We start from the raw sequence: 23,882 nt of genomic DNA on the forward strand, positions 1-23,882 counted from the left end.
TTTTTTAATTTTTGATAAAAAAGCCCATGACTGGCATGGGCATATGGAGGAAATCATACTTTAATGCAGCGTTTCTGCAATCTTTTCCGGAACCTCTGTTTTCGACTTGAACATTTGCAGATGATTAAACAGAATGTTTAAAAGGATCGCCATTAAACAGGTTGAACTGATGCCAGAATGAAATAGGGTTTGAAACCATTTTGGAAAATTAGCATAGAAAGAATAGTCAATAATCGGGATCATGCCGGCTGCAATTGAAGTTGCAACAATAATCAAATTCTTTTGCTCGTTATAATCAATTTTTGCCAGAGTTCGGATGCCGCTTGCAGCCACTGTACCAAATAGCACCAATCCTGCACCACCAAGTACCGGAACCGGAATTGCGGCGATTAGTCGGCCCATAATTGGAAGTAATCCCAAAACCACTAAAATCATACCGCCAGCAGCGACCACAAAACGGCTTTTAATCCCGGTAATGGCTACCAGCCCGACGTTCTGTGCAAAAGCACTTTGCATGAATGAACCAAAAATCGGTGCAACTGCACTTGAGAACATATCTGCACGCAGACCATTGGAAATACGTTCTGAATCTACTTTGGTTCCAACAATTTCACCCACAGCAATAATATCAGCTGTTGTTTCAGTCATAATCACCAGCGTCACGATCAGCATGGAAATGATTGCACTGAGTTCAAAAGTTGGCATGCCGAAAGCAAAGAAACTCGGAAATTGTACCCATGCACCATTGCCGACTTTACTAAAATCGCCAAAACCAAACAGATAAGCCAGCATTGAACCCAATACGATCGCCAATAAAATAGACAGGCGACGAATCGAGGCATTTCTACTCAAGTTTAGACAGATCACAATGGCCAAGGTCATCACGGCCAAACTGATATTTTCTACACTTCCCCATTCAGGTGCATTTTTATTGCCCCCCATCATCCAGCGAACGGCTACGGGTAAAAGTGATAAACCGATAATCGTGATCACACAGCCGGTCACGACTGGCGGGAAAAAACGGATAATTCTAGAAAAATAAGGCGCAAGGAAGAAACCAATTAATGAAGCTATGATGACTGCACCATAAACAGCTGATAAGCCGCCACCTGTAGTTACAATCGCCACCATCGTCGCCACACCCGCAAAGGAAACCCCTTGTACCAGTGGCAATTTAGCCCCGATATATTTCACTCCAATGGTTTGTAAAATCGTAGCCAGACCGCCAACAAACAATGCAGCCGCAATCAATAAACCGATTTGTGTAGCTTCCAAACCTGCGGCAGTACCCACAATGAGTGGTGGTGCGATAATACCACCGTACATGGTCAATACATGTTGCAAGCCATAGGCTGCACTTTTGCCTGCGCCCAGATATTCATGTTCTGGTGAAATGTTTGTGCTTTGTTCTGTCATTCTTTTTCTCTCCCTGAAAGCTTGAATAAAAAAATCAGCTTCCGCGATATGTGGAGTACGCGAATGGGCTGATCAGTAAAGGAATATGAAAGTGCTGAGAGGCATCTTTCACCTGAAAATGAATGACTGCTTTAGGAAAGAAAGTTTCTAGACCTAAGCCTTCAAAATAATCAGAAGTAGCAAATTCAAGACTGTATTTACCTTCCTCAAATTCGGTTAAACCAAAATCTGTGACTCGACCATCTGCATTGGTAAATGCTTTTCCGAGTAATTCACCTTCTTCATCAAAGAGTTTGATTAAAACATGTGCTGCAGGTTTGCCGAGATGCGTATCTAAGATATGAGTGCTGATCATGCTTGCAGCTCCTGTGACAGTCTTAATAAAGCGATTTCCGCCAGTTGCGTATGAACAATACCTTTTTCAGTTTCCGGATCATTAGCTAAACGATCTTTCAAGGCATTCAGCACTTCTTGGCTATTTAGACCAGCCGCTTTAATCAGGAAGATATAACCGTATTTTTTTTCATAAGCGATATTGCCTTCTAGCAAAGCTTGCTGAGTTGCTTCGTCCTGAGTTATCGCAGCCTGTTCACGATTGGAAAAGTTTTTTTCAACTTCGCTTAATTCAGCCTGTGCCTTTTTTTCACCAATACGTGGATGATTATCCAAAGCTGCTTTGATTTCGTCCCAGGTCCAGGTTGCAGCCTGTTGTCTGGCTATATTCAATACATCTTCAACAGATGCGTAAGGACGCTTTGCTTCAATCTGGGTCGACCAGCTCGGTATTTGCACACAGTGCTTTAAAAAGGTAATGGCCTCTTCTGAAGATGCCTGATTAAATTCAACGAGTTGCACTATTAAATCGCCTGATGATATTCATTTTTTGTTCAGTACAGGTTTTGCAATAACAGTGCCAAATCTTCTTAATCTTGTGTTTTTATATGATGTATAAAGCAAAAAAGAGAACTCAAGGTTCTCTTTTTTAATATATTTTTCTCATTTTGGTGCGTGATATTTATACCAATGTGCTGCAATATCACCCCGTCGGCAAATCCAGACTTTTTTATAACCTTGCACATAATCGAGGAACTTTTGTAGGGCTTTAAAGCGTCCTGGCCGCCCTAAAATACGACAATGCATCCCGATCGATAGCATTTTTGGTTCAGTTTCACCTTCAGCATAGAGTACATCGAAGGCATCTTTTAAATATTGATAGAATTGTTCCCCGCTATTAAAGCCGCCCGGTGAACTAAATTTCATATCATTGCTTTCTAAAGTATAGGGGATGATCAAATGAGGGCGTGTTTCCCCTGCCCGATTGGTCAATGTGCTCCAAAATGGCAAGTCATCTCCGTAGTTGTCGCAGTCATATTGAATCTGAGGAAATTCAGCCAGTAATTGACGGGTATTTGGACTATCCCGACCGGTATACCAGCCGATTGGTGCTTTGCCGAACAGAGCCTCCAATACGCTAATCGCCTGATCCATATACTGGCGTTCAAGTTCAATCGGCATGTCCTGATAATGTACCCAGCGCTGACCATGTGAAACTACATCATAATTAGCTTCTTTAATCGCTTCGACTATATAAGGATTACGGATTAAAGCCATCCCAACCCCAAAAATAGTCATCGGCAGATTACGCTTTTTAAACTCGTTATGAATGCGCCAGAAGCCTGCACGTGAGCCATATTCATACATGGAATCCATCGACATGTGTTTGTCTGGAAAGCTGGCTGCGCCGATAATGTCAGATAAAAATTGTTCTGAACCGGCATCACCATGTTCAATGTGGTTTTCACCACCTTCTTCATAATTCAGTACAAACTGAACTGCGACACGGGCCTGATTGGGCCATTCTACTTTAGGTACATCACCATGATAGCCAATCAAGTCACGTGAATAAGGCTGGTTTCGAATTTGATCTATGAGTTCTTGTCCGCGTAGATAGGTACTGGTCACGTTTAATCCCTGATGTGTTATATCAAACAGTAAAATTGAATAAGCGTGACAAGCAATTTATGCGCCAAAAAGGATCATTTAATTTCTTCTAAATTCACCTATTAGTTTTGCCAACTTTTCCATACCATCAAATGTAGTTGGAATCTTATCGTCAGATGAGACCAGTGGAGAAAAAATAATATTCTCAAATTTTTCAAAACCTGCTGAATTTTTCTTATGTAATGTCTCTGAATCCTCAGCATAATTATGAATAAACTGGCATAACGCCATACGGAGTTCAAGTTGCATCATTTGTGACTTGATAGAACGAGCTTCTTGCAAATTGATGCGATAAAAATAAAACAGAAATAAGATTAACGAAATCGAGGGTATCAACATGTACCAGATCGTTGCGGAATTTATCTCTATTTCTCTAGCAATCAAACAACTAAAAAATAAAATTTCTAAAATCGGTATTATTAAAATAAATCTAAAAATCCATTTGTAATTCGATGTGGGATCTTTTAAATCATTCTTTTTTTGATCATATAAACTTTTAAATCCTGCATTAAGCAAAACAAAATCATATTTTTGCTTGCTACTTTCTAATCGAGATTCTAATTGGGTGACAGCATTTTGTTTGGTTTGAAGTGTATTCTCCCAGTTTTCAATTGTAACTAAAACTGAATCAATCTTATTGAATGAGTTTAAATATTCTTCAAATCTAGGTTCTTTAATAGTTTGAGAAATTTTTTGAAAATTAGGATTACTATAAATTTCGCTCATTATCAAAAACGGAATTTGATCAACAAACGAAAAAAAATAATTTAAGTTGCTTTGGAAATTAGATTTATTATCTTCTATGAAATTAAAAAAAGGTTTAAGCATTCCGGGATTAGTTATCCCGTCCCTGAAATTTCTTTCTTTATAATAAACATACATACAGAGAGTAAATATTTCTAACTTTTCACGATCACTCACATTTTTTTTATTTTCAAATATATGTTCTAAATTAAATCCGTAATATTGTTTTGTTAGAACACATTTCTCTTCAAAAATTCTTAGATGTGATTCTGGTAATGTACTTACAAATGCTAAATTCTCCACTAAGGATCTAGACCACTCATCTAAATTAAGATTGTCCTTAACCCTTATATAAAGTTCTAAAACTTTATCAACAGCATTCGAAAACTCATCACTTAAAAAAGAAAAACTCATAACTTTTTACATTTACTGTATTTCACTTGAATATTATATAAATCAAAAACTAAATCAACTTCATCCCCCTAACTTGCTGCCAAAAAATGGAAAAGAAATATAGCTAATATTAAATCCCTCCTAACCTCCCTTTATTAAAGGGAGGTTAGGAGGGATTTAGAGAGATTCTTAAAATAAAAAATACCTCTGCGCCATTGGCAGTACTTCCGCAGGTTCACAGATCAGATGCACACCATCTGCACGAACTTCATAAGTTTCTGGGTGCACTTCCATCACAGGACAGTAACTATTATGTTTCATGTCCTGTTTGGTTACCTGGCGCGTCGCTTTACATGGTGAAATCAACTTTTTCAGACCTAATTTTTCATGTACGCCATTCTCAATTGCAACTTGTGACAGGAACGTAATACAGGTGTTATGCACACCACGCGGATAAGCCCCAAACATTGGACGATAATGCACAGGCTGTGGCGTTGGAATAGAAGCATTAATATCACCCATCGGCGCTGCTGCAATCATCCCACCTTTGATAATCATGGATGGTTTGATTCCAAAGAATGCAGGTTTCCACAATACCAGATCAGCCAATTTACCTTCTTCAACAGAGCCAATTTCGTGGCTCAAACCATGAGTAATGGCCGGATTAATCGTATATTTGGCGATATAACGTTTGACCCGGTTATTGTCTTTATAGGCAGTATCACCTTCCAAAGGCCCACGTTGCACTTTCATTTTATGCGCCGTTTGCCAAGTCCGTAAAATTACTTCACCGACACGTCCCATCGCCTGAGAGTCTGATGACATCATGGCAATCGCGCCCATATCCTGCAATATATCTTCTGCAGCAATGGTTTCACGGCGGATACGACTTTCTGCAAAGGCCACATCTTCTGCAATCGCTGGATCGAGATGATGACAAACCATCAACATGTCCAGATGTTCATCAATGGTATTGACGGTATATGGACGGGTGGGATTAGTTGAAGATGGCAATACATTCGGTTGACCAATGGCTTTTAAAATGTCCGGCGCATGTCCGCCACCTGCACCTTCGGTATGGTAAGTATGAATGGTTCGATTTTTAAAAGCTGCCAAAGTTTCTTCCAGAAAGCCACTTTCGTTTAGTGTGTCAGTGTGGATGGCGACTTGCACATCGTACTGGTCGGCTACAGTCAGACAGTTATCAATCGCTGCTGGTGTCGAGCCCCAATCTTCATGCAGTTTTAATCCGACTACACCAGCTTTGATTTGTTCTGCAATTGGCTCTGGCTGGCTTAAGTTGCCTTTACCTAATAAACCAATATTCATCGGTAAATCATCAATCGCTTGCAACATGGTGGCAATATGCCAAGGCCCTGGAGTCACGGTTGTCGCAGAAGTTCCAGCTGCCGGACCTGTACCGCCGCCGACCATCGTGGTTGTGCCAGACATCAGTGCCGTTTCAACTTGCTGCGGACAGATCCAGTGAATATGGGTATCAATTCCGCCAGCTGTTAATATTTGTCCTTCGCCAGCAATGACTTCTGTAGCCGCGCCAAGTGGAATAGTAATATTTGGCTGAATATCCGGATTACCGGCTTTACCGATTTTCCAGATTCGACCATTTTTAAAGCCTATATCTGCTTTAACAATGCCCCACCAGTCGACAATCAGCGCATTTGTAATGACAGTGTCAGCCACTTCAGATGACAAAAGTTGTGATTGACCCATACCATCACGAATGACCTTGCCGCCACCAAATTTAACTTCTTCACCATAAGTGGTGAAATCCTGTTCGACTTCAATGAATAATTCAGTATCAGCTAGACGAACACGATCTCCTACAGTCGGTCCAAACATTTCGGCATAAGCACGACGTGACATTTTCATGATTTATAAACCTTTATAATTCTGCTGCAATTTTTATGAATCGAGCTTGCGCATGATTCGCCCGGCGAAACCGTAAACCTCACGTTTACCTGCTAGTGCAACCAATTCCACATCACGTTTTTGCCCTGGCTCAAAACGAATCGCCGTACCAGCAGCAATATTTAAGCGAAAGCCTTTGGCCAGCTCACGATCAAATTGCAAGGCATCATTGGCTTCAGCAAAGTGAAAGTGTGATCCGACCTGAATCGGTCGATCACCAATATTAGCAACAGTCACTTTCAAGATTTCCCGACCGACATTCATTTCAATATCGCTCTCAGGTGTAAAAATTTCCCCTGGAATCATATGCTGCTCCTATACGATCGGTTGATGGACAGTGACCAGCTTTGATCCATCTGGAAAGGTTGCCTCGACTTGCACTTCTGCAATCATTTCCGGAATGCCTTCCATGACATCATCACGTGTCAATAAGGTCGTACCGTAATGCATTAATTCACTGACCGTCATGCCATCACGCGCACCTTCAAGCAATGCCGCAGAAATATAGGCAATGGCTTCTGGATAATTCAGTTTTAAACCACGAGCTTTACGACGCTCTGCCACCAGACCCGCAGTAAAAATCAGCAGTTTATCTTTTTCTGTAGGGTTGAGTTCCATAACTGGTTCCTCATTGATATATATGTATTTCTAAGCAAAATATGTGCAAGATTCGATATTTGGTGTTCTCTCTCCCTTTGGGAGGGAGTTAGAGGGAGGGTTTTAATAAATGTTTAATCACCTCTCCCTAACCCTCTCCTATAAGGAGAGGGAATTAAAGGATTACGTCCGCCAAATCCTCGGAAATGCCTCATCCAGACCGAACCAGTAACGTCTTAATCGAGCGCGAATTGCAGCAAAACCATCATGGCATTGACGGACATCATCTCCCAGAAAACGTGCACTAATTACATCGCCAAGCAAAGTCAAGGTAATCGGTACATCCATCCGCATAATAAGCTCACGAATTAAATCGAGATGCTGTTCCAGATAAAAACTCGCGCGATATTTTTCAGGCGGTACAGCCCAGAAGCTACCCATCACCGCATGTCCATTCATACCTAGACATGAACTGAGCCAGCGGTCATTGCCCTTAAAATTCAAGGTGTCTGCAACCAGCAATTTGTCTTTGCGCCAAAGCTGAAACCGGTTTTGATAAGCTCCCTGTGCAAACTGCTCATCTCGTGCCTGACGGCCGATCACCAACATATCCCAACCAATAAAACTGGCTGCTGCATCTAAGTGGACGATTGTTTCGGAACTGGCATTAGCCCCATCAAATAGCATAGTTTCTTGAGGTAGCCATTCAAAAATGGCATTGTCATTTAAACGGATATGAATGTGCTGAAAAGCCTGCTTGCCATTGGTTCTGTACCATTTACCCGCACCCGGTGTAGTCACCAAGGCATGGGCATTGGCATCCACCTGCATATCAAAAGTGAGATGATCTCCACCGGCGATCCCTGCTGGCGGATGCACGATAATGGCATGGCAAATCCCATTGGCTTCTGGCCATAACATTTTCTGGATGCGTACCGGTCCATGATGCTTGCGATGTTGCAAAATGGTTCGCGCAGTCTGTTGCTGCGCCTGAAATCCCATTTCCAGACGTGCATACCATAAGTTCTGCTGTGTGCTTTTTTCTGCCAGTTCGTGCATCAACAAATCAACTCAATTTCATCTGCGAATAATTAACGAAGCATTAAGCCAAGCCAATGACAGCAACAACTGCAGCTAAACCACCAACGATCTGCTTGCCATAAGGCACATATTTTTTCACGAATGCACCCAGAGCCAAGCCTGCACCATAAATCAAAGCCATTGCTGAAACCATACCGACAATTAATAGCGATACATGTCCACCTTGTCCCAATTCACTTCCATGCGCCACGCCGTGGAAGCTGGCCAATAAGATTGCAGCGACAGGCAAAACCTTATTCGATTTAGTCCACAGCGCAACAGCTAAAATGACCAGTGAAGCGATGATGCCTGACTCAGCCAGTGAAGTTGAAAGCAGACCCTTGCTACCGAGCACAAAGCCTGCAACCATCGCTACTGCCAGACCGATGAGACCCGTGATTTTCCAGCGCTGATTTGTAGTCCACATCAATACACCAAAAGCAATTGCCATCATCAGGTGATCTAAACCGGTAAAAGGATGGACAAAGCCAGACCAGAATCCACTGTGATGGTCATGTCCCGCGTGAGCAAATGCCAACATCGGTAAAGCTGCCACGCTTGCAACCAGTAACTGTTTGAATAGACGCATGATGAATTTCCCCTTAAGACTTAAATAAACCTTGTTTTTCGATAAAGCTGATAATTTCGTTCAAGCCATCTTGTGTTTTCATATTAGAAAATAAAAATGGTTTATCGCCACGCATGCGCTTCGCATCCTGATCCATCACCTCCAGGCTGGCACCCACCATTGGTGCTAAATCTGTTTTATTGATAATCAGCAGATCCGACTTGGTAATTCCCGGACCACCTTTACGTGGAATCTTCTCGCCACCGGCAACATCGATCACATAGAGAGTTAGATCGGACAATTCAGGACTAAAGGTTGCCGCAAGGTTATCGCCACCACTTTCAATAATGATCAGCTCCAGCCCATCAAACTTTTCACACAAATCATCAATCGCAGCTAGGTTAATGGACGCATCTTCACGAATCGCAGTATGTGGGCAACCACCTGTTTCTACACCGACAATACGGTCTGGCGACATCGCTTCATGACGGGTTAAAAAGTTCGAGTCTTCTTTGGTGTAGATGTCATTGGTCACCACTGCCATATTGTATTTTTCACGCAGTGCAAGACATAAATTCAGGGTTAAAGCCGTTTTACCTGATCCAACCGGACCACCAATTCCAACGCGTAATGGACTACGTTCTGACATGTTGATTTCCTTTTTTACAATTTCTTGGCACCAGTTTTAATGATGCTTTTCAATCTTTTTACTGCTGCTCTGGTCTGAAGATTACGACCGAAATAAGCGTGAATACTGGGTTTCATGCGACATGCTCAACATGGCATATTGCGGTAATGCGCTGCTGATTTCATAATCGTTCAAAGCTAATGCAGCCTGTACAGCTTCAGGAATTTCCTGATGTAATTGCCAAATAATCCGCTGCCCGCTCATTTGCCCGAGTGGAATGGTTTTTACTGCTGCCAGCACCTGATTTTCCAAAACCGTAAAGCTATAAGCAGTTAATACATCGGCAAGATCTAAACCCAGCTCACCACATAAATGTGCATACACCGGCACAAACCCTAATTGCTTTTTTACGCTCGGGGGCTGTTTTAAAACATCTCTAATCCATGCATTCAAGGAAAATGCCAACTGTTGAGATTCAGCCAGTAATTCTTTGGATTCTCGGCTGGCCCGATACAGTTCTGCCCAATATTGAAACTGTTCAGGATTATCAAAAGACTCCACCAGACGCTTGAGTACTGGAAGCTCAAAACGCACCAGCAGCATTTCCAGTACTTCCTGGAAGTAGCTCACACAGGAGGCTTCATCATGTACCATGCCTTTTTCAATCGCACTTTCCACCCCTTGTGAATAGCAGTACGCTCCAATCGGCAATGCCGTTGAAGATAAAGTCAGCAAGCTGAGCAGTTGAGACGCATTAGTGATGGACATGATGTAAAGCCTTGATTGGGCTTAAACGGTGATCATGTTGATGCTGTGCATAAGCACCACTTTCAGGTTCAAATGGGTGCATGACTTCCTGAACTTCAAGACCTAAGCCTTGCACCATTTCAGCCAGTACATGATCCGGTTCAAAGTACAATGCAGTAGGTGTTAACATGAGAGGAACATGACGATTCCCCAGGTGATAGGCTGCTTTTAATAAGTCAAAGCTATTGTCCGTAGTCACCTGAATCAATTTTTCAGGCTTCGCATCGACCCGAAGAATGTCGCCCTGTTCAGTTGCTATAAAAGAACCACTACGCAAAATTCCTGTACGTGGTAAATCTGCACCAATATCGACACCATTTTTTAAAGTTGCACGAAAACGGCTCTTTTGTCGTGTATCGAATGTGAGTTCAAGAGACTCAAAATCACTTTCTGGTGCAATGTTTTCCAAACGTTGCGTATAAATTTTCATAACTACCCTACTGATGCTGATAAATCCTGTATTTGTTCCAAATTGAAACCAAATAATTTTTAGCATTTAAAATTTGCATCAAAATAAAGCAGTTATCGTGCCAACTTGGTTTATCAGATGTTCTAATATTAAATAGATAATCCGTATTTATCTCATGAATAAATAGCACGCATTAAAAAACCGCCACTTTTTAATGACGGTTTTAAATGAAGTTGGGTTCAAAATAGGATAGTAAAATTAAATCGCCACCAGATCCCGAATACCTTTTTCTGGCATTTCGCTTCCAATACCTTGAGCAATCACTTGTCCACGTGCCATGACGGTATAACCATCTGCCAGTTCTTCAGCAAAGTCATAGAACTGTTCTACCAGAACAATTGCCATTTCACCGCCATCAGCCAACTTACGAATTACCCGACCAATATCTTTAATGATAGATGGCTGAATCCCCTCAGTCGGTTCATCCAAAATGAGCACACGTGGTTCAGAAGCCAATGCACGAGCAATGGCAAGCTGCTGCTGCTGGCCACCGGATAAGTCACCGCCGCGTCGATACTTCATTTCCTCTAATACGGGGAAAATCTCATAGAGATGTTCGGGTACTTTACGGGTTTTGGCTCCCTTAAATTTCGCCATGCCAATCAGAATATTTTCTTCAACGGTTAAAGTCGAAAAGATATCCCGACCCTGCGGCACATAAGCCAAACCTGTCCGAACCCGCTGTTCAGGACTCAGTTTGGCAATATCTTTGCCATCTAACAGTATCTGACCTGATTTTATGGGCAATATCCCCATCAAACATTTAAGTAGCGTCGTTTTACCAACGCCGTTACGACCCAGAACCACTGAGCACTCACCGACAGGCGCATTGAAAGACACATCACGTAAAATGTGACTACCGCCATAAAACTGATTTACATCTTTAACTTCTAGCATCAGTCAGCCCCTTAACGTCCAAGATACTTTTCAATGACCTCTTCATTGGCCTGTACTTCTGCCAATGTGCTCTCAGCCAGAATCGCCCCTTGTGCCAGCACCGTTACTTTTTCACTAATGGTATCGATGAAGCTCATATCGTGTTCGATGACCACCAGCGTATGATTCTTTTTCAGTTCCAGACACAGTTCAGCAGTCCGTTCGGTTTCGGCATCGGTCATCCCTGCCACTGGCTCATCCAGTAAAATGAGTTTTGGACGTTGCATCAGCAGCATGCCAATTTCCAGCCATTGCTTCTGACCGTGCGATAAAAGCCCTGCAGGTTTGTGAATAAATTCCTGCAAGCGGATTTGCTGTAAGGATTCATCCAAGGCATTTTGTGCATCCGGATCGAGCTTGCTGAAAAAGCTTTTTTTAACACGTTTATCCTTAGGTGCAGCCAAGAGCAGATTTTCCATCACGGTAAAATTTTCAAACACCGTCGGCTTCTGGAATTTACGTCCAATCCCCGCTTCCGCAATTTCTTCAGTACTCATTTTCGCCAGATTATAGGTTTGGCCAAAAAATGCAGAACCTTCAGTCGGCCGGGTTTTCCCGGTAATGACATCCATCAGCGTGGTTTTACCCGCGCCGTTTGGCCCAATGATGCAGCGCAATTCACCTTCTTCGATATACAGCGATAAATCATTTAAGGCACGGAAAGCATCAAACCAGACACTGACTTTTTCCAGATAAAGTACGATCCCATGGCTAAAATCTGGCCCTTGCTCTTTTGGTCGGCCATAGCCTTCAGAAGCATGGCCGCCATGAGGTTGTAAAATTTCACTCATTCGCTACGCTCCTTTTTAAAACGGTCAAATAATCCAATCACGCCTTTAGGCAGGAAGATGGTGACCACAATAAATAATGCCCCCAGAATTAATAACCAGGCTTCTGGATAAGCGACAGTAAAGTAAGTTTTAACTGCATTAATTAAGCCTGCACCCAGGATCGGACCGATCAAGGTACCGCGACCGCCAGCCGCTACCCAGACTGCCATTTCAATCGAGTTCACCGGATTCATTTCGCTCGGATTAATAATCCCGGCTTGTGGTACATACAGTGCACCAGCGATACCTGCAATCACAGCAGATAATACCCAGGCTGAAAGCTTGTACCATAAGGTGCGGTAACCTAAATATTGCAGACGGTTTTCACTATCACGAATCGCGCCAAGCACACGACCATAAGGTTTATTCATTAAATGGCGTAGACCAACAAAGCACAGCAATAACACCAGAGCCGTGATAAAACATAGGCTGGCACGCATTGGTGCTGATGTGATGTCCATGCCTAAAATGGTTTTGAAACCGGTAAAACCGTTATTCCCGCCAAAGCCTGTTTCATTGCGGAAGAATAAAAGTGCTGCCGCAAAAGTCATCGCCTGAGTAATAATCGAGAAGTAAACGCCTTTGATTTTTGAGCGGAAAGCAAAGAAGCCGAAAATAAAGGCAATTAGTCCTGGTACCAAGACCACAAGTATCATGGCCCACCAGAAATGATTAGTCCCCACCCAAAACCAGGGTAATTCAGTCCAGCTCAGAAAACGCATAAAGTCAGGCAAACCATCACCTGCTGATTGACGCATTAGATACATCCCAAAGGCATAACCACCCAAGGCAAAGTACAGGCCATGACCTAAACTTAAAATACCGGCATAGCCCCAGACCAGATCAAGTGCTAAAGCCACCAACGCCAGGCACATGATCTTGCCGATCAAAGTGACCCAATAAGCAGACAGATGCAGGCTCGAATCCGCTGGCAATAAATGTAACCATGGCAAGGCCAGTAAAATAACAAAACAGATCGCAATTGCGAGTGCGCTATAAGGTTTATCTGAAAGTAATGATGTGATTTTCATAGGCTTACTCCATAAAGCGTCCTTTAATGGCAAACAAACCTTGTGGGCGTTTCTGAATAAACAAAATCACAAGAACCAAGAGAATAATTTTCGCCAATACTGCACCCATACCAATTTCCAGTACGGTTCCACTGACACCTAGTCCCAAAGCGGCAAGAACTGCACCCCATACTTGACCAACACCACCGACAACAACCACAAGGAAAGCATCGATAATGTAGTTCTGGCCCAAATCTGGCCCAACATTACCCACTTGAGCCAAGGCACAGCCGGCAAGACCGGCAAGACCTGAACCCAGACCAAATGCCATCATGTCAATCCGGCTGGATCGGATACCGACAGCACGAGCCATTTGACGGTTTTGCGTTACGGCACGGACAAATAAACCAAAACGGGTTTTATTCAGTAGATAAACAAGTAGCAGCAAGACAGCTACAGTAAAGACAATAATTGCAATACGGTTATAAGGCAGCATCAGGCTTGGAGTAATCGAGATCCCGCCTGAAAGCCATGAAATGTTAGAAACTTCGACATTTTGTGCCCCAAAGATCATCCGCACCACTTGCATCAGGATCAGGCTCACCCCAAAGGTTGCCAATAAGGTTTCCAGTTGACGGCCATATAAAGGACGAATCACGGTACGTTCGATCAGCATGCCAATCGCTGCACTGACAATAAATGCCGCAGGAATCGCTGCGATCAGATACCAATCTACCAAACCACTAAAATGCGATTTAAAGAAACTTTGCACTACATAAGTGGTATACGCCCCGATCATGATCAGCTCGCCATGCGCCATATTAATGACACCAAGCAAGCCATATGTAATGGCTAATCCTAAAGCCGCAAGCAATAAAATACTGGCAGTACTTAAACCGGAAAATACATGTCCAGCCCATTCACTGGCCTGAATTCGGGTTTTGATACTACTTCTGGCATCGACCAGCGCTGCTTTTAAATCAGGATGTAGATTTGGCTGAGCCAGTTCATTTTGAACCAGTGCAAGAACGTCTGGTCTGTTGGAATCTTTTAAAACTTTTGCCGCTTCTATTTTGGTCAGGACATTTTCAGATTGATAATCCAGACGTGCTTTTAACTGGGCAAAACGTGATTTAACCGTATTGTTTTTTTCATTTAAATACATCTGATTGATGGCTTTAGCATCAAGTTCGGACAAGTTATTTTCCAGAATATCAATCGCCTCAAGTCGCTGAGAGGCTTCTTCTGAATTTAATTTCTTTTTTGCTAAACCAAAGGTCAGTGCTTTATTTAAGGTATTTACCAGCGTAATTTGCGATAAATCAGATGGCCAGGTTTCCACGGTTTTTCCGTCAGGATAGCTAACCAGTTTGTCTTCTGCTTCCAGAATATAAGTATTGCCTGAACTGTCAGTATAAAGCTGATCTTTTTCAACAAACTCTGCCAGCTGATCAAGTTGTTCAACACTGGCAGGCCACTGGTTTAATAAAGCACGACGAGTGGCAAAGTCCCCACGAACAAACTGCTGAATAGCATCAAGTGACTGTTGAGATGATTGCGATACGGTTGTTTCGCTAGATTGAGTTTCCGCATGCACCATATTGAGACACAAACACTGACTCAAAATTAAAAAAATGGCCGCGAGATTTAGGCGAGTGGACATGAGTGCCCTCCCTATTTATATATTTAACGCTGTCCCGTCCGGGAGATGAAAAACCAGAAAGGCCTACTGCCGGAGCAGCAGGCTTTGGAGGAAATTATTTAGGAATGTATGGGCTCCATGGCTCAGCAGCGATGGTTTTCGGAGTCTTATAAACCACGTCAAACTGACCATCACCACGGATCTGACCAATCATCACTGGTTTATGTAAATGATGGTTGTTAGCATCCATTTGTAACTGATAGCCAGATGGTGCATCAAAGGTCTGACCTGCCATCGCTTCACGAACTTTATCCACCTCAGTAGAACCGGCTTTTTCTACCGCCTGTTTCCACATATTGATACCCACATAAGTCGCTTCCATCGGGTCATTGGTCACAAACTTGTCTGCATTAGGCAATTTGTATTCCACGGCATACTGTTTCATCTTGCCGCTGAATTCAGTATTTTTCGGATTTTTCACGGACATGAAGTAGTTCCATGCCGCTAAATGACCAACCAATGGTTTTGTATCAATACCACGAAGCTCTTCTTCACCTACAGAGAATGCCATAACTGGAATATCAGAAGCTTTAATGCCCTGGTTACCCAATTCACGATAGAACGGTACGTTTGAATCGCCGTTGATGGTTGAGATCACCGCAGTCTTTTTGCCTGCAGCAAATTTTTTCACATTGCCGACAATGGTTTGATAATTACTATGACCAAATGGTGTGTACTCTTCCATGATGTCAGCATCAGCGACGCCTTTAGATTTCAGGAAAGCACGGAGAATTTTGTTAGTCGTACGTGGGTAAACATAGTCTGTACCTAATAAGACAAAGCGTTCTGCTTTACCGCCTTCTTCACTCATCAAATATTCAACAGCCGGAATCGCTTGCTGGTTAGGTGCAGCACCGGTATAGAAAATATTTTTAGACTGTTCCTGACCTTCGTATTGGACTGGATAAAACAATAAGCCGTTTAACTCTTCAACCACTGGCAATACTGATTTACGTGATACTGAAGTCCAGCAACCAAAGATGACCGCAACTTTATCTTGAGTGATAAGCTGACGTGCTTTTTCAGCAAATAGTGGCCAGTCAGATGCTGGATCAACGATAACCGGTTCAAGCTTTTTACCTAAAACACCCCCATTGGCATTGATTTCATTAATCGCCATCAATGCGGTGTCTTTTAATGAAGTTTCAGAAATGGCCATCGTGCCAGATAAAGAATGTAAAATACCAACTTTAATCGTTTCCCCACTAGTTGCAGCTGCTTTCGGCTCAGAGGTAGCGGCCGTTTTATCTTCAGGCGACTTTGAACAACCTGTTAAAGTTAGTGTCCCCAACATTGCAGCAACAATTAAATTTTTAGAAAACTTTTTTTGTTCGACTTTCATGTACTTCTCTCCAACCCTAGTTAGGCTTTTTTAGAAAATTTAAGAGAAGCTATTCAAATACTGTGCCACTTTTAGTTTACGATTTTAAACCACTGAATTTCATTATGATTATCTACTTCGAATAAAAATAGAGATTAAATTTTGCACCAATAAATACATGTTGCCCAAAAATAGAAAATAAATCCTGAGGCGAAAAATCAATTAATTAGCCTAAAAACACATCAAAATAGCGCAGGCTTTTCAAACTTAAATTTCAATAATGCTTATTTATGATGCATTTTCTAACCTTGAGTTCTTTTCTAAATTTTAAAACTCTATATTGTTTCTTTTTTAAGCATAACTTTTTAGCTTATTCTAAAAATCCGTTCATATTTTTAAATTTTTTGACTACTCGCTCTCCTTATTAAAGCACCTCAAATTCGATCCTACGATTTTTCTTGCGACCTTCCACAGTTGTGTTATCAGCAACTGGTTTATTCGAACCAAGGCCTTCAGTGCTTAAAGATTCTGCCGGAATATTCTTATGAATTAGATAAGTTTTAACCGCATCTGCACGTTGCTGACTCAAGATGATATTTTTATCAGCATCTCCAGAACTGTCTGTATGCCCTAAAATCTTGACCTTTTTTCCACGCACACGTTTCAATACAACTGCCATCTCATCTAAAATCTGCACCCCTGAGGCGGCTAAAATTGCACTACCAGATTCAAATTCAATAATACGATTTTTTAATGCAGCATCAATGATTTGCTGTTCTGCCTGATTCAATGAAAGCTGGGTATTTAAGCGAAAATTTACTGGTGTCAAACTTTGAAATCTAACTTGAGTTGTTTGTATATCTTCAGGATTGGACAATTTTCCTGTCAGCTTAATCTCTGTTCCGTTTACCGTTAAATTGCCCTGTTTCACCTTTTTAAGATCATCATTAATCACTTTCGTTACTGTATTTATCCAGTTACTCGGTGTTGTAACCTGGCGAACCTGAATCTGATCCACCACATTTTGCTGTCCATAGATGCTATAAGCTTTAGCCAAAATCTCAGCCTTTATTTTTTCATTTGGCACTGCCCCTTCAATCAAAATCGGTTGAGCAAAAATCATAAAGCTTGTACTTAGCCCTAAGACACCTATTAGTATTTTTATTGGGTCAATATAGTTCTTTTTTTTCATCTTATTCTTCAATAAATGTTTGTTTAAAAATTTGGATAATATTAGTCAGGCTCATCCGTTGTTGATTCAGTATTTGTTCTAACACTGCTAGTCCTGCATTTTGTTCTAAATAAGGATCAATCCAAGCCGTGTGCACCAAGGACACCCAATGCTGACTCTGCATATTTTGATTAAAAATATCGCCTAAAGCCGTACTGTCAGTACCTTGGAAGCCACATAATAAAACCGGTTGATCTGCATGCAACAACCCAATAAATAAATGACTAGACTGTTTCTGTATAAACAGGCTGATCAGATTGATCCAAAATGCAGCGATTTCATAGCTATAGCGCACGTTATGAATAGGTAAAATCAGAATTTTATTTAAACGGGCTGTACCCTGCTGAATAATGGGTTGCAGCAATAATCCGAGTGCAATCAGTGTTTGTACCAGTTCATATACTGAACCCCCCATAAGCCTAGACAGCGAATTCAATGTCTGCGTATCATAAAATTGCTGAACATCTTCAGTACTATATACCGAACTTTGATCGGTTAATTTGCTTAATTTATCCAATAAAATATCCGGATTCTGAATCGAGCGTATCACCCGATTACGCTGATAAAGCTCGATCAGCGTCGGTTTAAATCGGTAAGTTAAATACATCAGGTTTTCATAAAGCTGATGTGTTTCAATAACTTGTCCTAAAACCATTGGAAAATGATGGCCTGAATAATCTTCACTGCTGATCAGATTTGCCACCAAAAACTGACCTACCTGAAGATTGACTAGGAAAAAATCTAAAGATGGCAATTTGGTATAATGCTGCTTGAAATTGTTAGACCGCATCGCATATTCAAGCGCTTTACTGATCCAACGGTCTATAGATTGAATCAGCCCATGCTGGCCTTGGGATTTTAAGAAGTCACCATGAGCTGGGCATTTTCCATAATAAAAAGGCTGGGTCGATAATTTATACATCGCCACTCACCTCAAAATTCTGCTCCCATAAATTGATCCACATCATGGTGCAGTTGCCTCTAACTTTTGCTGGCTAGTCGCCGTCGTTAAAGATGACGTTAACTGACCATTGTTAGTTGCCGACTGTGCAGCAACCACTCGAACTGCCTTGTTTGACATGACCTGATCAACCAGCTGTAAATTGTGATAACCCGCACCTCCTGCAATCGAACTAGAAGTATCTCCACTGACCAGACGGAAATTAACTTTTACTGCTAGGCTCGGCTGCGCTTTGCTCTGCCAAACCATTTCAAAAATATTCCCTTTTTGCTGCCGCTGCGCTGAATCAATCAACCGATTAATACCATATTCACCTGGCTCATCAAAAATGGTATGGGTCTTCCCTTCAAGATCGACTACGCTAATCCGTGCACCCGGAATCGTTCCGGGATTTGGCCAGATAAAATTCACCCATTGTTGAATACCGTTTTCAAACTGCATACGCTGTCCATCAATCTCAATGCTATAGGACAATACATTCGGATTTTCCAAAGGATAGAACTGGAAATTTGACTGATTTGAAGAGATTGCTCTATTCGAACTTTGGTTTAATTCACCTGTAGCGACTCCATGTACAGGCGCAACATAATTTTGAAAATTTGACACAAAAGCAGGATTCAAACCGACGCCTAAATCCTGCCAGGTTTTAGAAGTCAGCTGATAGCCACGACGAATTACTAAAGGATCCAGATATTCTTTTACAAAGCGGGCAATACTGCCATTTTCACCAAAAATCTGGTTAATCTCGGCCGTTGTTGCCTGAAGGCTGGCTTGGCTGCTAAATGGGTATTTATGTGCAAGACTATTGTTAAATGGCTGATAAGCGTGAATCTGCCATAACTTATTGATTTCAGCCTGTGCTGGTGGCATCAGACTCGAAAAGGCCTGTGTCAGTGGTGCGACTAAAATCTTTTGCAGGATTTGTTGATCGAGTTCCTGGCTTCCTGTAGACATTTTTTCAGTGACAAATTTCTGGCTTAAATTAAAGATAGAATTCTGCTCATGAATCGTTTGTCGCAGTAAAGCCATACTCGCTGGACCAATATCTCCTGAACTTTTCAGGTCATTAAACTGACTACGCATCTTGCCCAGTAACACAAGATATTCATCCAGTAATGATTTGTTTTGCAGGTCATCTCGCTGGCGGACAATTTGGTATAGCACCTGAAAATCTTGGGCAATTATGCCTTGAGACAAATGAGCAGCTGTATTTTGTGCCAGACTGGCCTCATCACGTCTTAAAATTTTGCGTTTAAACCAGGCCATGAAACCTTTTTGTGGCATCGCTAATTCCGCTTGAATCATTGGATTATCCCAACTGGTTTCTTTGGCAACACGTTGCAATAAAATTCGGATTGGAGAATGTTCTGTTTCTCCCAGAATATCCATCCGGCGGATCTGCTGATCCATATCGGTAGCTTTAATATAATGAATGCCATTCAAGAACTTACGCCATTCAGCAATATATTCTTTTTTATACATCTCTGTGAGCTGTTTACGGATTTGTTCCGGACTGCCACTAAAACTGAGATCATCAGATTTTGAGACATTCAGTACCCAGTCTTTACTCTCGGTCGGATTTTGTGCCGCCTTTTCAATCGCAGGTTGTACATACTCGTTCCAGGCTTGATAGCTAAAAAAACCCGGTATGGCATAACTACCTAACATCGTGGATTGAGTATCTTGTTCTAGTATCTGCTTTAATGTCAAAGTGGGGTAACGCACCGAAGCACGCATTTTTATCTCGTTATAGACGCGATCTCGTGCCGAAACGCCTGTTGTAATCGCGGTTAAAATCTGACGGCTTTGCTCGACCAACACCGCATCAGAATTTAATTGAGGAAAATGCTGGTGATTGGTTAAGGTCATGGCATAACTTAATAGCTGTTCAGCTTTCTGAATCATCTCGGCACGAGGCATCTCACCACGATGAATATCCAACCAGGAACGCCAGAAACGGGTGACCTGATCACTCAGATGTCCCGCCTCTATATACTGCCGATTACTTAGCATCAAGTAAGTTTTCAAGGCATTATAAGCATCTTGCGGATTCTGCTCAGACGGTTCTGATATCACTTGTTGCACTTGAACAGTCTGCTGTACAGGTACATTGATATAATTGGCTTTCAGATGAGCTTCATTTAATTTGAGCTGTTGTAAGTATTGGGCAATATTTTGTTGTGTGGGTTGCAGTACTAGCAGCTCTATCCCTTTTAAATATTCAGTTTCTAGCTGTTTCCGAATTTGATCACCTTGATAGAGTCCAAAACTGTATTTGTATGGAAGCTGCTGTTCATATTGATCCAATTGTTGTAAATGATCTTGCAAAATCAATAAAGAATCCAGCTGGGTCGAGAGTTCATGACCAGATTGCTGATGCAGCTGCACAACTTTATTTAAATCAGTCTGGATTTCGCTCATTAGTTGCTGGTTATTACGATATGACCAGATCCATAAATTGAGTACAATTGCAACTGTCAGCAGAGTGCCTATAAACCCGATAAAACGCTGACGTTTACGCAGCGGGTTAATCTGTTGTTTAACCAGATTTTTATCTTTTAAAATCACTTCTGAAAACAGGTTTTTTAGAAAATATCCATGATCTTGAGATATCGATCGTGTAGGTAGACCAAATTCAGCATCTTCACTTTGAATCAGGTGAAAATCTTCAGCAATCTGTTCGGTTTTTGGGCTTTCAATGCTTCCTTCCTGCAGGGCACTGGTAAAGTAAAAGCCACGAAATACCGGTTTAAACTGGTAAGGATTTTCTTGAAATAGGGCTGAAATAAAGGTTCTTAATACCGGTTTTAAACTTTTAAACTCAAGCGGAAAAGTCATTACACTTGGTGAAATATATTGAGAATGACGACGAGACAAATGGGTATGACTGACATTTTTTAGACCGTCATATAAAATATTATAATGCTTTTCAAAGAGCTGAACCGCATTCTCACTGGACTGAGGATCGTAGGCTAAGGTAGCACCCCAGGTCTGATTGAACTCATGCTCGCTATAACAATCAAAAAATTCAGTAAAGCCGGCAATCAGATCCATTTTAGAAAAGATCAGATACACGGGTGTCACAACTTCTAAACGTTCAGTCAAGTCCTGAATCCGGGCACGCAATTTTTTTGCCAGTTGAATTGATTTATCTGGGCTCTGGCTCACCAGTTCAGCAATGCTGACAATGACAATTAGCCCATTAATTGGTGCTTTGGAACGACTCTTTTTTAGAATATTGAGAAAACCCAGCCATTCGGAATGATCTTCGCTATATACTGAATAACGTCCGGCTGTATCCAGTAAAACACCGTCTGTAGAGAAAAACCAGTCACAGTTTCGTGTACCACTTAAACCAGCAGACACCGTTTTACGATGGGTTTCTTCAAACGGGAAATTTAATCCAGAATGATAAATCGCTGAACTTTTTCCTGCTGCCGGATTGCCAATGACCATATACCAAGGCAACTCATAAAGGGCCGCATTGCCTTTACGATCCCCCAATTTAGATTTTCGGAGAAGTTGGATTGACTGCTTCATTTGCTGATTAATCAGTTGCAGTTCTTCCTTATTTTTATATTTATTTTCTGCTTCAGCATTTTTGGACATGGCCTCAGCTAGCGCCTTACCCTTTTTGCCATGGCGATAGCGTTGAATCAACTCGTAAATTCCCCAGCCAACCAGAACAGTAATATAAACAGCTGCCAGACTCCAGAAGACCCGATCAGATACGGTATTCTTCATCGAAATCAGAACAACTAAGAAAGATAGGGCCATGATCACTTTAGGATGAGTGACATATTGCCAGACATAACCTAGGACCGTATAAATTAATGTATTCACTATAATCTCTAATTATTCTATTTTTTTTAGTTATTTATGCAACTAAAGCTGTTGCTTCAATTTTTTCTAAATCTTTATTTTCACAATAAATATATGTGTTTTCCTGTTCCAGGCTATAGGTCATCGTAATGATATTGTTTCGCATTTGTGTCACTAGCATCATCCCAAAAATATGTCCTAAACATTGCGTATTTCCTATAAAAGATTGGATATAAATAAAAAATTCTGGATGAACTCCAATCGGAATAAAAGTTTGCTGTAATTGATGAAGATTTTTGGATTTTTTTGTTTCATCTAAGAGCAATACAAAGGCCTGTTCTTTTTCGATCTGGCCAGCTAAATCTAACTGCTGCTCAGTTAAATAATTTTTTAACTCTTTCATCTGAGTGCTTATTCTTATTTTTTGTAATACAGGAACTACCTCAAGAACGACTTGTTCAGCAGTTAAGCACCAACTGGCTGCATATTCTGAAGCAATATATTGCTCATTTTGCCAAAGTTGTTCATCCAGCCAGTCCTGATCGATTTCAGAATCCACCATAATAATCAGGTTTGCTTGTTCAGGCTGCTGAGCAATCTCTTGTAAAAGTTCAATATAAGAAGCATAAGCCTTGGGTTGGCTGAAATAATAGAATTCAATATGCAGATGATCTGCCCGGAATGAGTAATCATCTTCTAACTGCTGTAAAAGTTGAGTTTGAAAAACCTGATCATCCCAAGTGTGAATCAGATTTTCTGCTAATAAGATATAAACATTGAGACGATTTAAACGTACTACAGTTTCTATCTCTTTATGAGAAATATCCTCTTTCTCATTGAAATTTTCATGAAGATTTTCTGGATTCCATCCGGGATGTATACGGTATTGGTAGGCAAAGTCACTCTCATAAAAAAGTGCAGACCGTTTTAATTGCTGGGAAATCCCTTGCAAACTCTGTTCATGCTGTTGCAGTTGCTGCCGAATTAACTGCTGTATTCGCCGTTCACGTGTAGTCAAAATTAAAAATTGATCTTCATCATCGTCTTGAGTTTTTTCCAGCCACTGATCGAGTGCTGTAATACGATAAGATAAAAGAGGCAAGCCATAATTATTGCTCAGTTGGAAATCCAGTTCAGGGCTTCTAAACTGCTGCATAAACTGTATGATTTCTTCATTTTCTCCAAAACAATGCCAAGCAGCACTGGATAAAATGTTCAAAGTGTAATGCTGGGCTGTTTGCTGAGCTAAATTCACAGCTTGTTTTTCTTTTTGCTGTACTAAAATAGATAATTCCTGATCTTTTTGTTGCTGCAGTTTTTTGTTTCGGAAATTTTGAATAGTTTTATAAATAAAATAAGGGCTTAAAATTAGCAGACAAAGTGAAACTGGTAGCAAGATAAAAGACCAGATCAGATCCATTTGGGATGGATCATAGT

The 23,882-nt window shown here is 41.4% G+C and carries 22 protein-coding genes; all 22 read right to left on the minus strand.

The window, feature by feature from the left end:
* Positions 1-60 precede the first annotated feature (60 nt).
* Positions 61-1,416 (minus strand): nucleobase:cation symporter-2 family protein, encoded by a 1,356-nt coding sequence (locus FTV34_RS05600; RefSeq protein ID WP_125278692.1) that lies wholly within the window; start codon positions 1,414-1,416, stop codon positions 61-63.
* A gap of 34 nt (positions 1,417-1,450) precedes the next feature.
* On the minus strand, positions 1,451-1,771 hold the full coding sequence (uraH, locus tag FTV34_RS05605; protein ID WP_005235589.1) for a hydroxyisourate hydrolase: 321 nt from the start codon (positions 1,769-1,771) through the stop codon (positions 1,451-1,453).
* Positions 1,768-2,271 (minus strand): 2-oxo-4-hydroxy-4-carboxy-5-ureidoimidazoline decarboxylase, encoded by a 504-nt coding sequence (uraD, locus tag FTV34_RS05610; RefSeq protein WP_159123026.1) that lies wholly within the window; start codon positions 2,269-2,271, stop codon positions 1,768-1,770. Before uraD ends, uraH begins: the two co-directional genes overlap by 4 nt.
* A 141-nt stretch (positions 2,272-2,412) precedes the next feature.
* Entirely contained in the window at positions 2,413-3,378 is a 966-nt protein-coding gene (gene puuE / locus FTV34_RS05615; protein WP_180069223.1) for an allantoinase PuuE, read from the minus strand.
* A gap of 78 nt (positions 3,379-3,456) precedes the next feature.
* Positions 3,457-4,575: a hypothetical protein gene (locus FTV34_RS17905; RefSeq protein WP_257226108.1), complete on the minus strand. Its 1,119-nt coding sequence runs from the start codon at positions 4,573-4,575 to the stop codon at positions 3,457-3,459.
* A gap of 168 nt (positions 4,576-4,743) precedes the next feature.
* Positions 4,744-6,444 carry an urease subunit alpha gene (gene ureC, locus FTV34_RS05625; RefSeq protein ID WP_180069225.1) on the minus strand — a complete coding sequence of 567 codons (1,701 nt, stop codon included), beginning with the start codon at positions 6,442-6,444 and terminating at the stop codon, positions 4,744-4,746.
* Positions 6,445-6,477: 33 nt separating this feature from the next.
* Positions 6,478-6,789, minus strand: a complete 312-nt coding sequence (locus FTV34_RS05630; protein WP_180069227.1) for an urease subunit beta — start codon at positions 6,787-6,789, stop codon at positions 6,478-6,480.
* A gap of 9 nt (positions 6,790-6,798) precedes the next feature.
* Entirely contained in the window at positions 6,799-7,101 is a 303-nt protein-coding gene (gene ureA, locus FTV34_RS05635; RefSeq protein ID WP_004785859.1) for an urease subunit gamma, read from the minus strand.
* Between the two features lie 162 nt (positions 7,102-7,263).
* Complete coding sequence (locus FTV34_RS05640) at positions 7,264-8,139, minus strand: urease accessory protein UreD (RefSeq protein WP_180069229.1); 876 nt, start codon at positions 8,137-8,139, stop codon at positions 7,264-7,266.
* Positions 8,140-8,182: 43 nt separating this feature from the next.
* A complete protein-coding gene (locus tag FTV34_RS05645; RefSeq protein ID WP_180069231.1) occupies positions 8,183-8,749 on the minus strand; it encodes a HupE/UreJ family protein in 567 nt (188 codons plus the stop codon).
* A 13-nt stretch (positions 8,750-8,762) separates the two neighbouring features.
* Positions 8,763-9,377, minus strand: coding sequence for an urease accessory protein UreG (gene ureG / locus FTV34_RS05650; RefSeq protein ID WP_004785864.1), 615 nt, complete (start codon positions 9,375-9,377; stop codon positions 8,763-8,765).
* An 81-nt stretch (positions 9,378-9,458) separates the two neighbouring features.
* A complete protein-coding gene (locus FTV34_RS05655) occupies positions 9,459-10,124 on the minus strand; it encodes an urease accessory protein UreF (protein WP_180069233.1) in 666 nt (221 codons plus the stop codon).
* Positions 10,111-10,593, minus strand: a complete 483-nt coding sequence (gene ureE, locus FTV34_RS05660) for an urease accessory protein UreE (RefSeq protein WP_180018266.1) — start codon at positions 10,591-10,593, stop codon at positions 10,111-10,113. Before ureE ends, FTV34_RS05655 begins: the two co-directional genes overlap by 14 nt.
* A gap of 237 nt (positions 10,594-10,830) precedes the next feature.
* On the minus strand, positions 10,831-11,529 hold the full coding sequence (gene urtE, locus FTV34_RS05665) for an urea ABC transporter ATP-binding subunit UrtE (RefSeq protein WP_180069235.1): 699 nt from the start codon (positions 11,527-11,529) through the stop codon (positions 10,831-10,833).
* 11 nt (positions 11,530-11,540) lie between these two features.
* Complete coding sequence (gene urtD, locus FTV34_RS05670; protein ID WP_180069236.1) at positions 11,541-12,359, minus strand: urea ABC transporter ATP-binding protein UrtD; 819 nt, start codon at positions 12,357-12,359, stop codon at positions 11,541-11,543.
* Positions 12,356-13,429: an urea ABC transporter permease subunit UrtC gene (gene urtC, locus FTV34_RS05675; protein WP_034705328.1), complete on the minus strand. Its 1,074-nt coding sequence runs from the start codon at positions 13,427-13,429 to the stop codon at positions 12,356-12,358. Before urtC ends, urtD begins: the two co-directional genes overlap by 4 nt.
* Positions 13,430-13,433: 4 nt before the next feature.
* A complete protein-coding gene (urtB, locus tag FTV34_RS05680) occupies positions 13,434-15,071 on the minus strand; it encodes an urea ABC transporter permease subunit UrtB (protein WP_180069238.1) in 1,638 nt (545 codons plus the stop codon).
* Between the two features lie 94 nt (positions 15,072-15,165).
* Positions 15,166-16,452 (minus strand): urea ABC transporter substrate-binding protein, encoded by a 1,287-nt coding sequence (urtA, locus tag FTV34_RS05685; RefSeq protein ID WP_179992532.1) that lies wholly within the window; start codon positions 16,450-16,452, stop codon positions 15,166-15,168.
* Positions 16,453-16,855: 403 nt separating this feature from the next.
* Complete coding sequence (locus tag FTV34_RS05690; RefSeq protein WP_180069239.1) at positions 16,856-17,623, minus strand: OmpA family protein; 768 nt, start codon at positions 17,621-17,623, stop codon at positions 16,856-16,858.
* 1 nt (position 17,624) lies between these two features.
* Entirely contained in the window at positions 17,625-18,584 is a 960-nt protein-coding gene (gene tagF, locus FTV34_RS05695; RefSeq protein ID WP_180069241.1) for a type VI secretion system-associated protein TagF, read from the minus strand.
* A 42-nt stretch (positions 18,585-18,626) separates the two neighbouring features.
* Positions 18,627-22,466, minus strand: coding sequence for a type VI secretion system membrane subunit TssM (gene tssM, locus FTV34_RS05700; RefSeq protein WP_180069243.1), 3,840 nt, complete (start codon positions 22,464-22,466; stop codon positions 18,627-18,629).
* A 34-nt stretch (positions 22,467-22,500) separates the two neighbouring features.
* Positions 22,501-23,865, minus strand: coding sequence for a hypothetical protein (locus FTV34_RS05705; protein ID WP_180069244.1), 1,365 nt, complete (start codon positions 23,863-23,865; stop codon positions 22,501-22,503).
* Between the last annotated feature and the right edge of the window lie 17 nt (positions 23,866-23,882).

Origin of the sequence: Acinetobacter sp. YH16038 (assembly GCF_013417275.1) — a bacterium.
In the GTDB taxonomy this organism is placed as follows: domain Bacteria; phylum Pseudomonadota; class Gammaproteobacteria; order Pseudomonadales; family Moraxellaceae; genus Acinetobacter.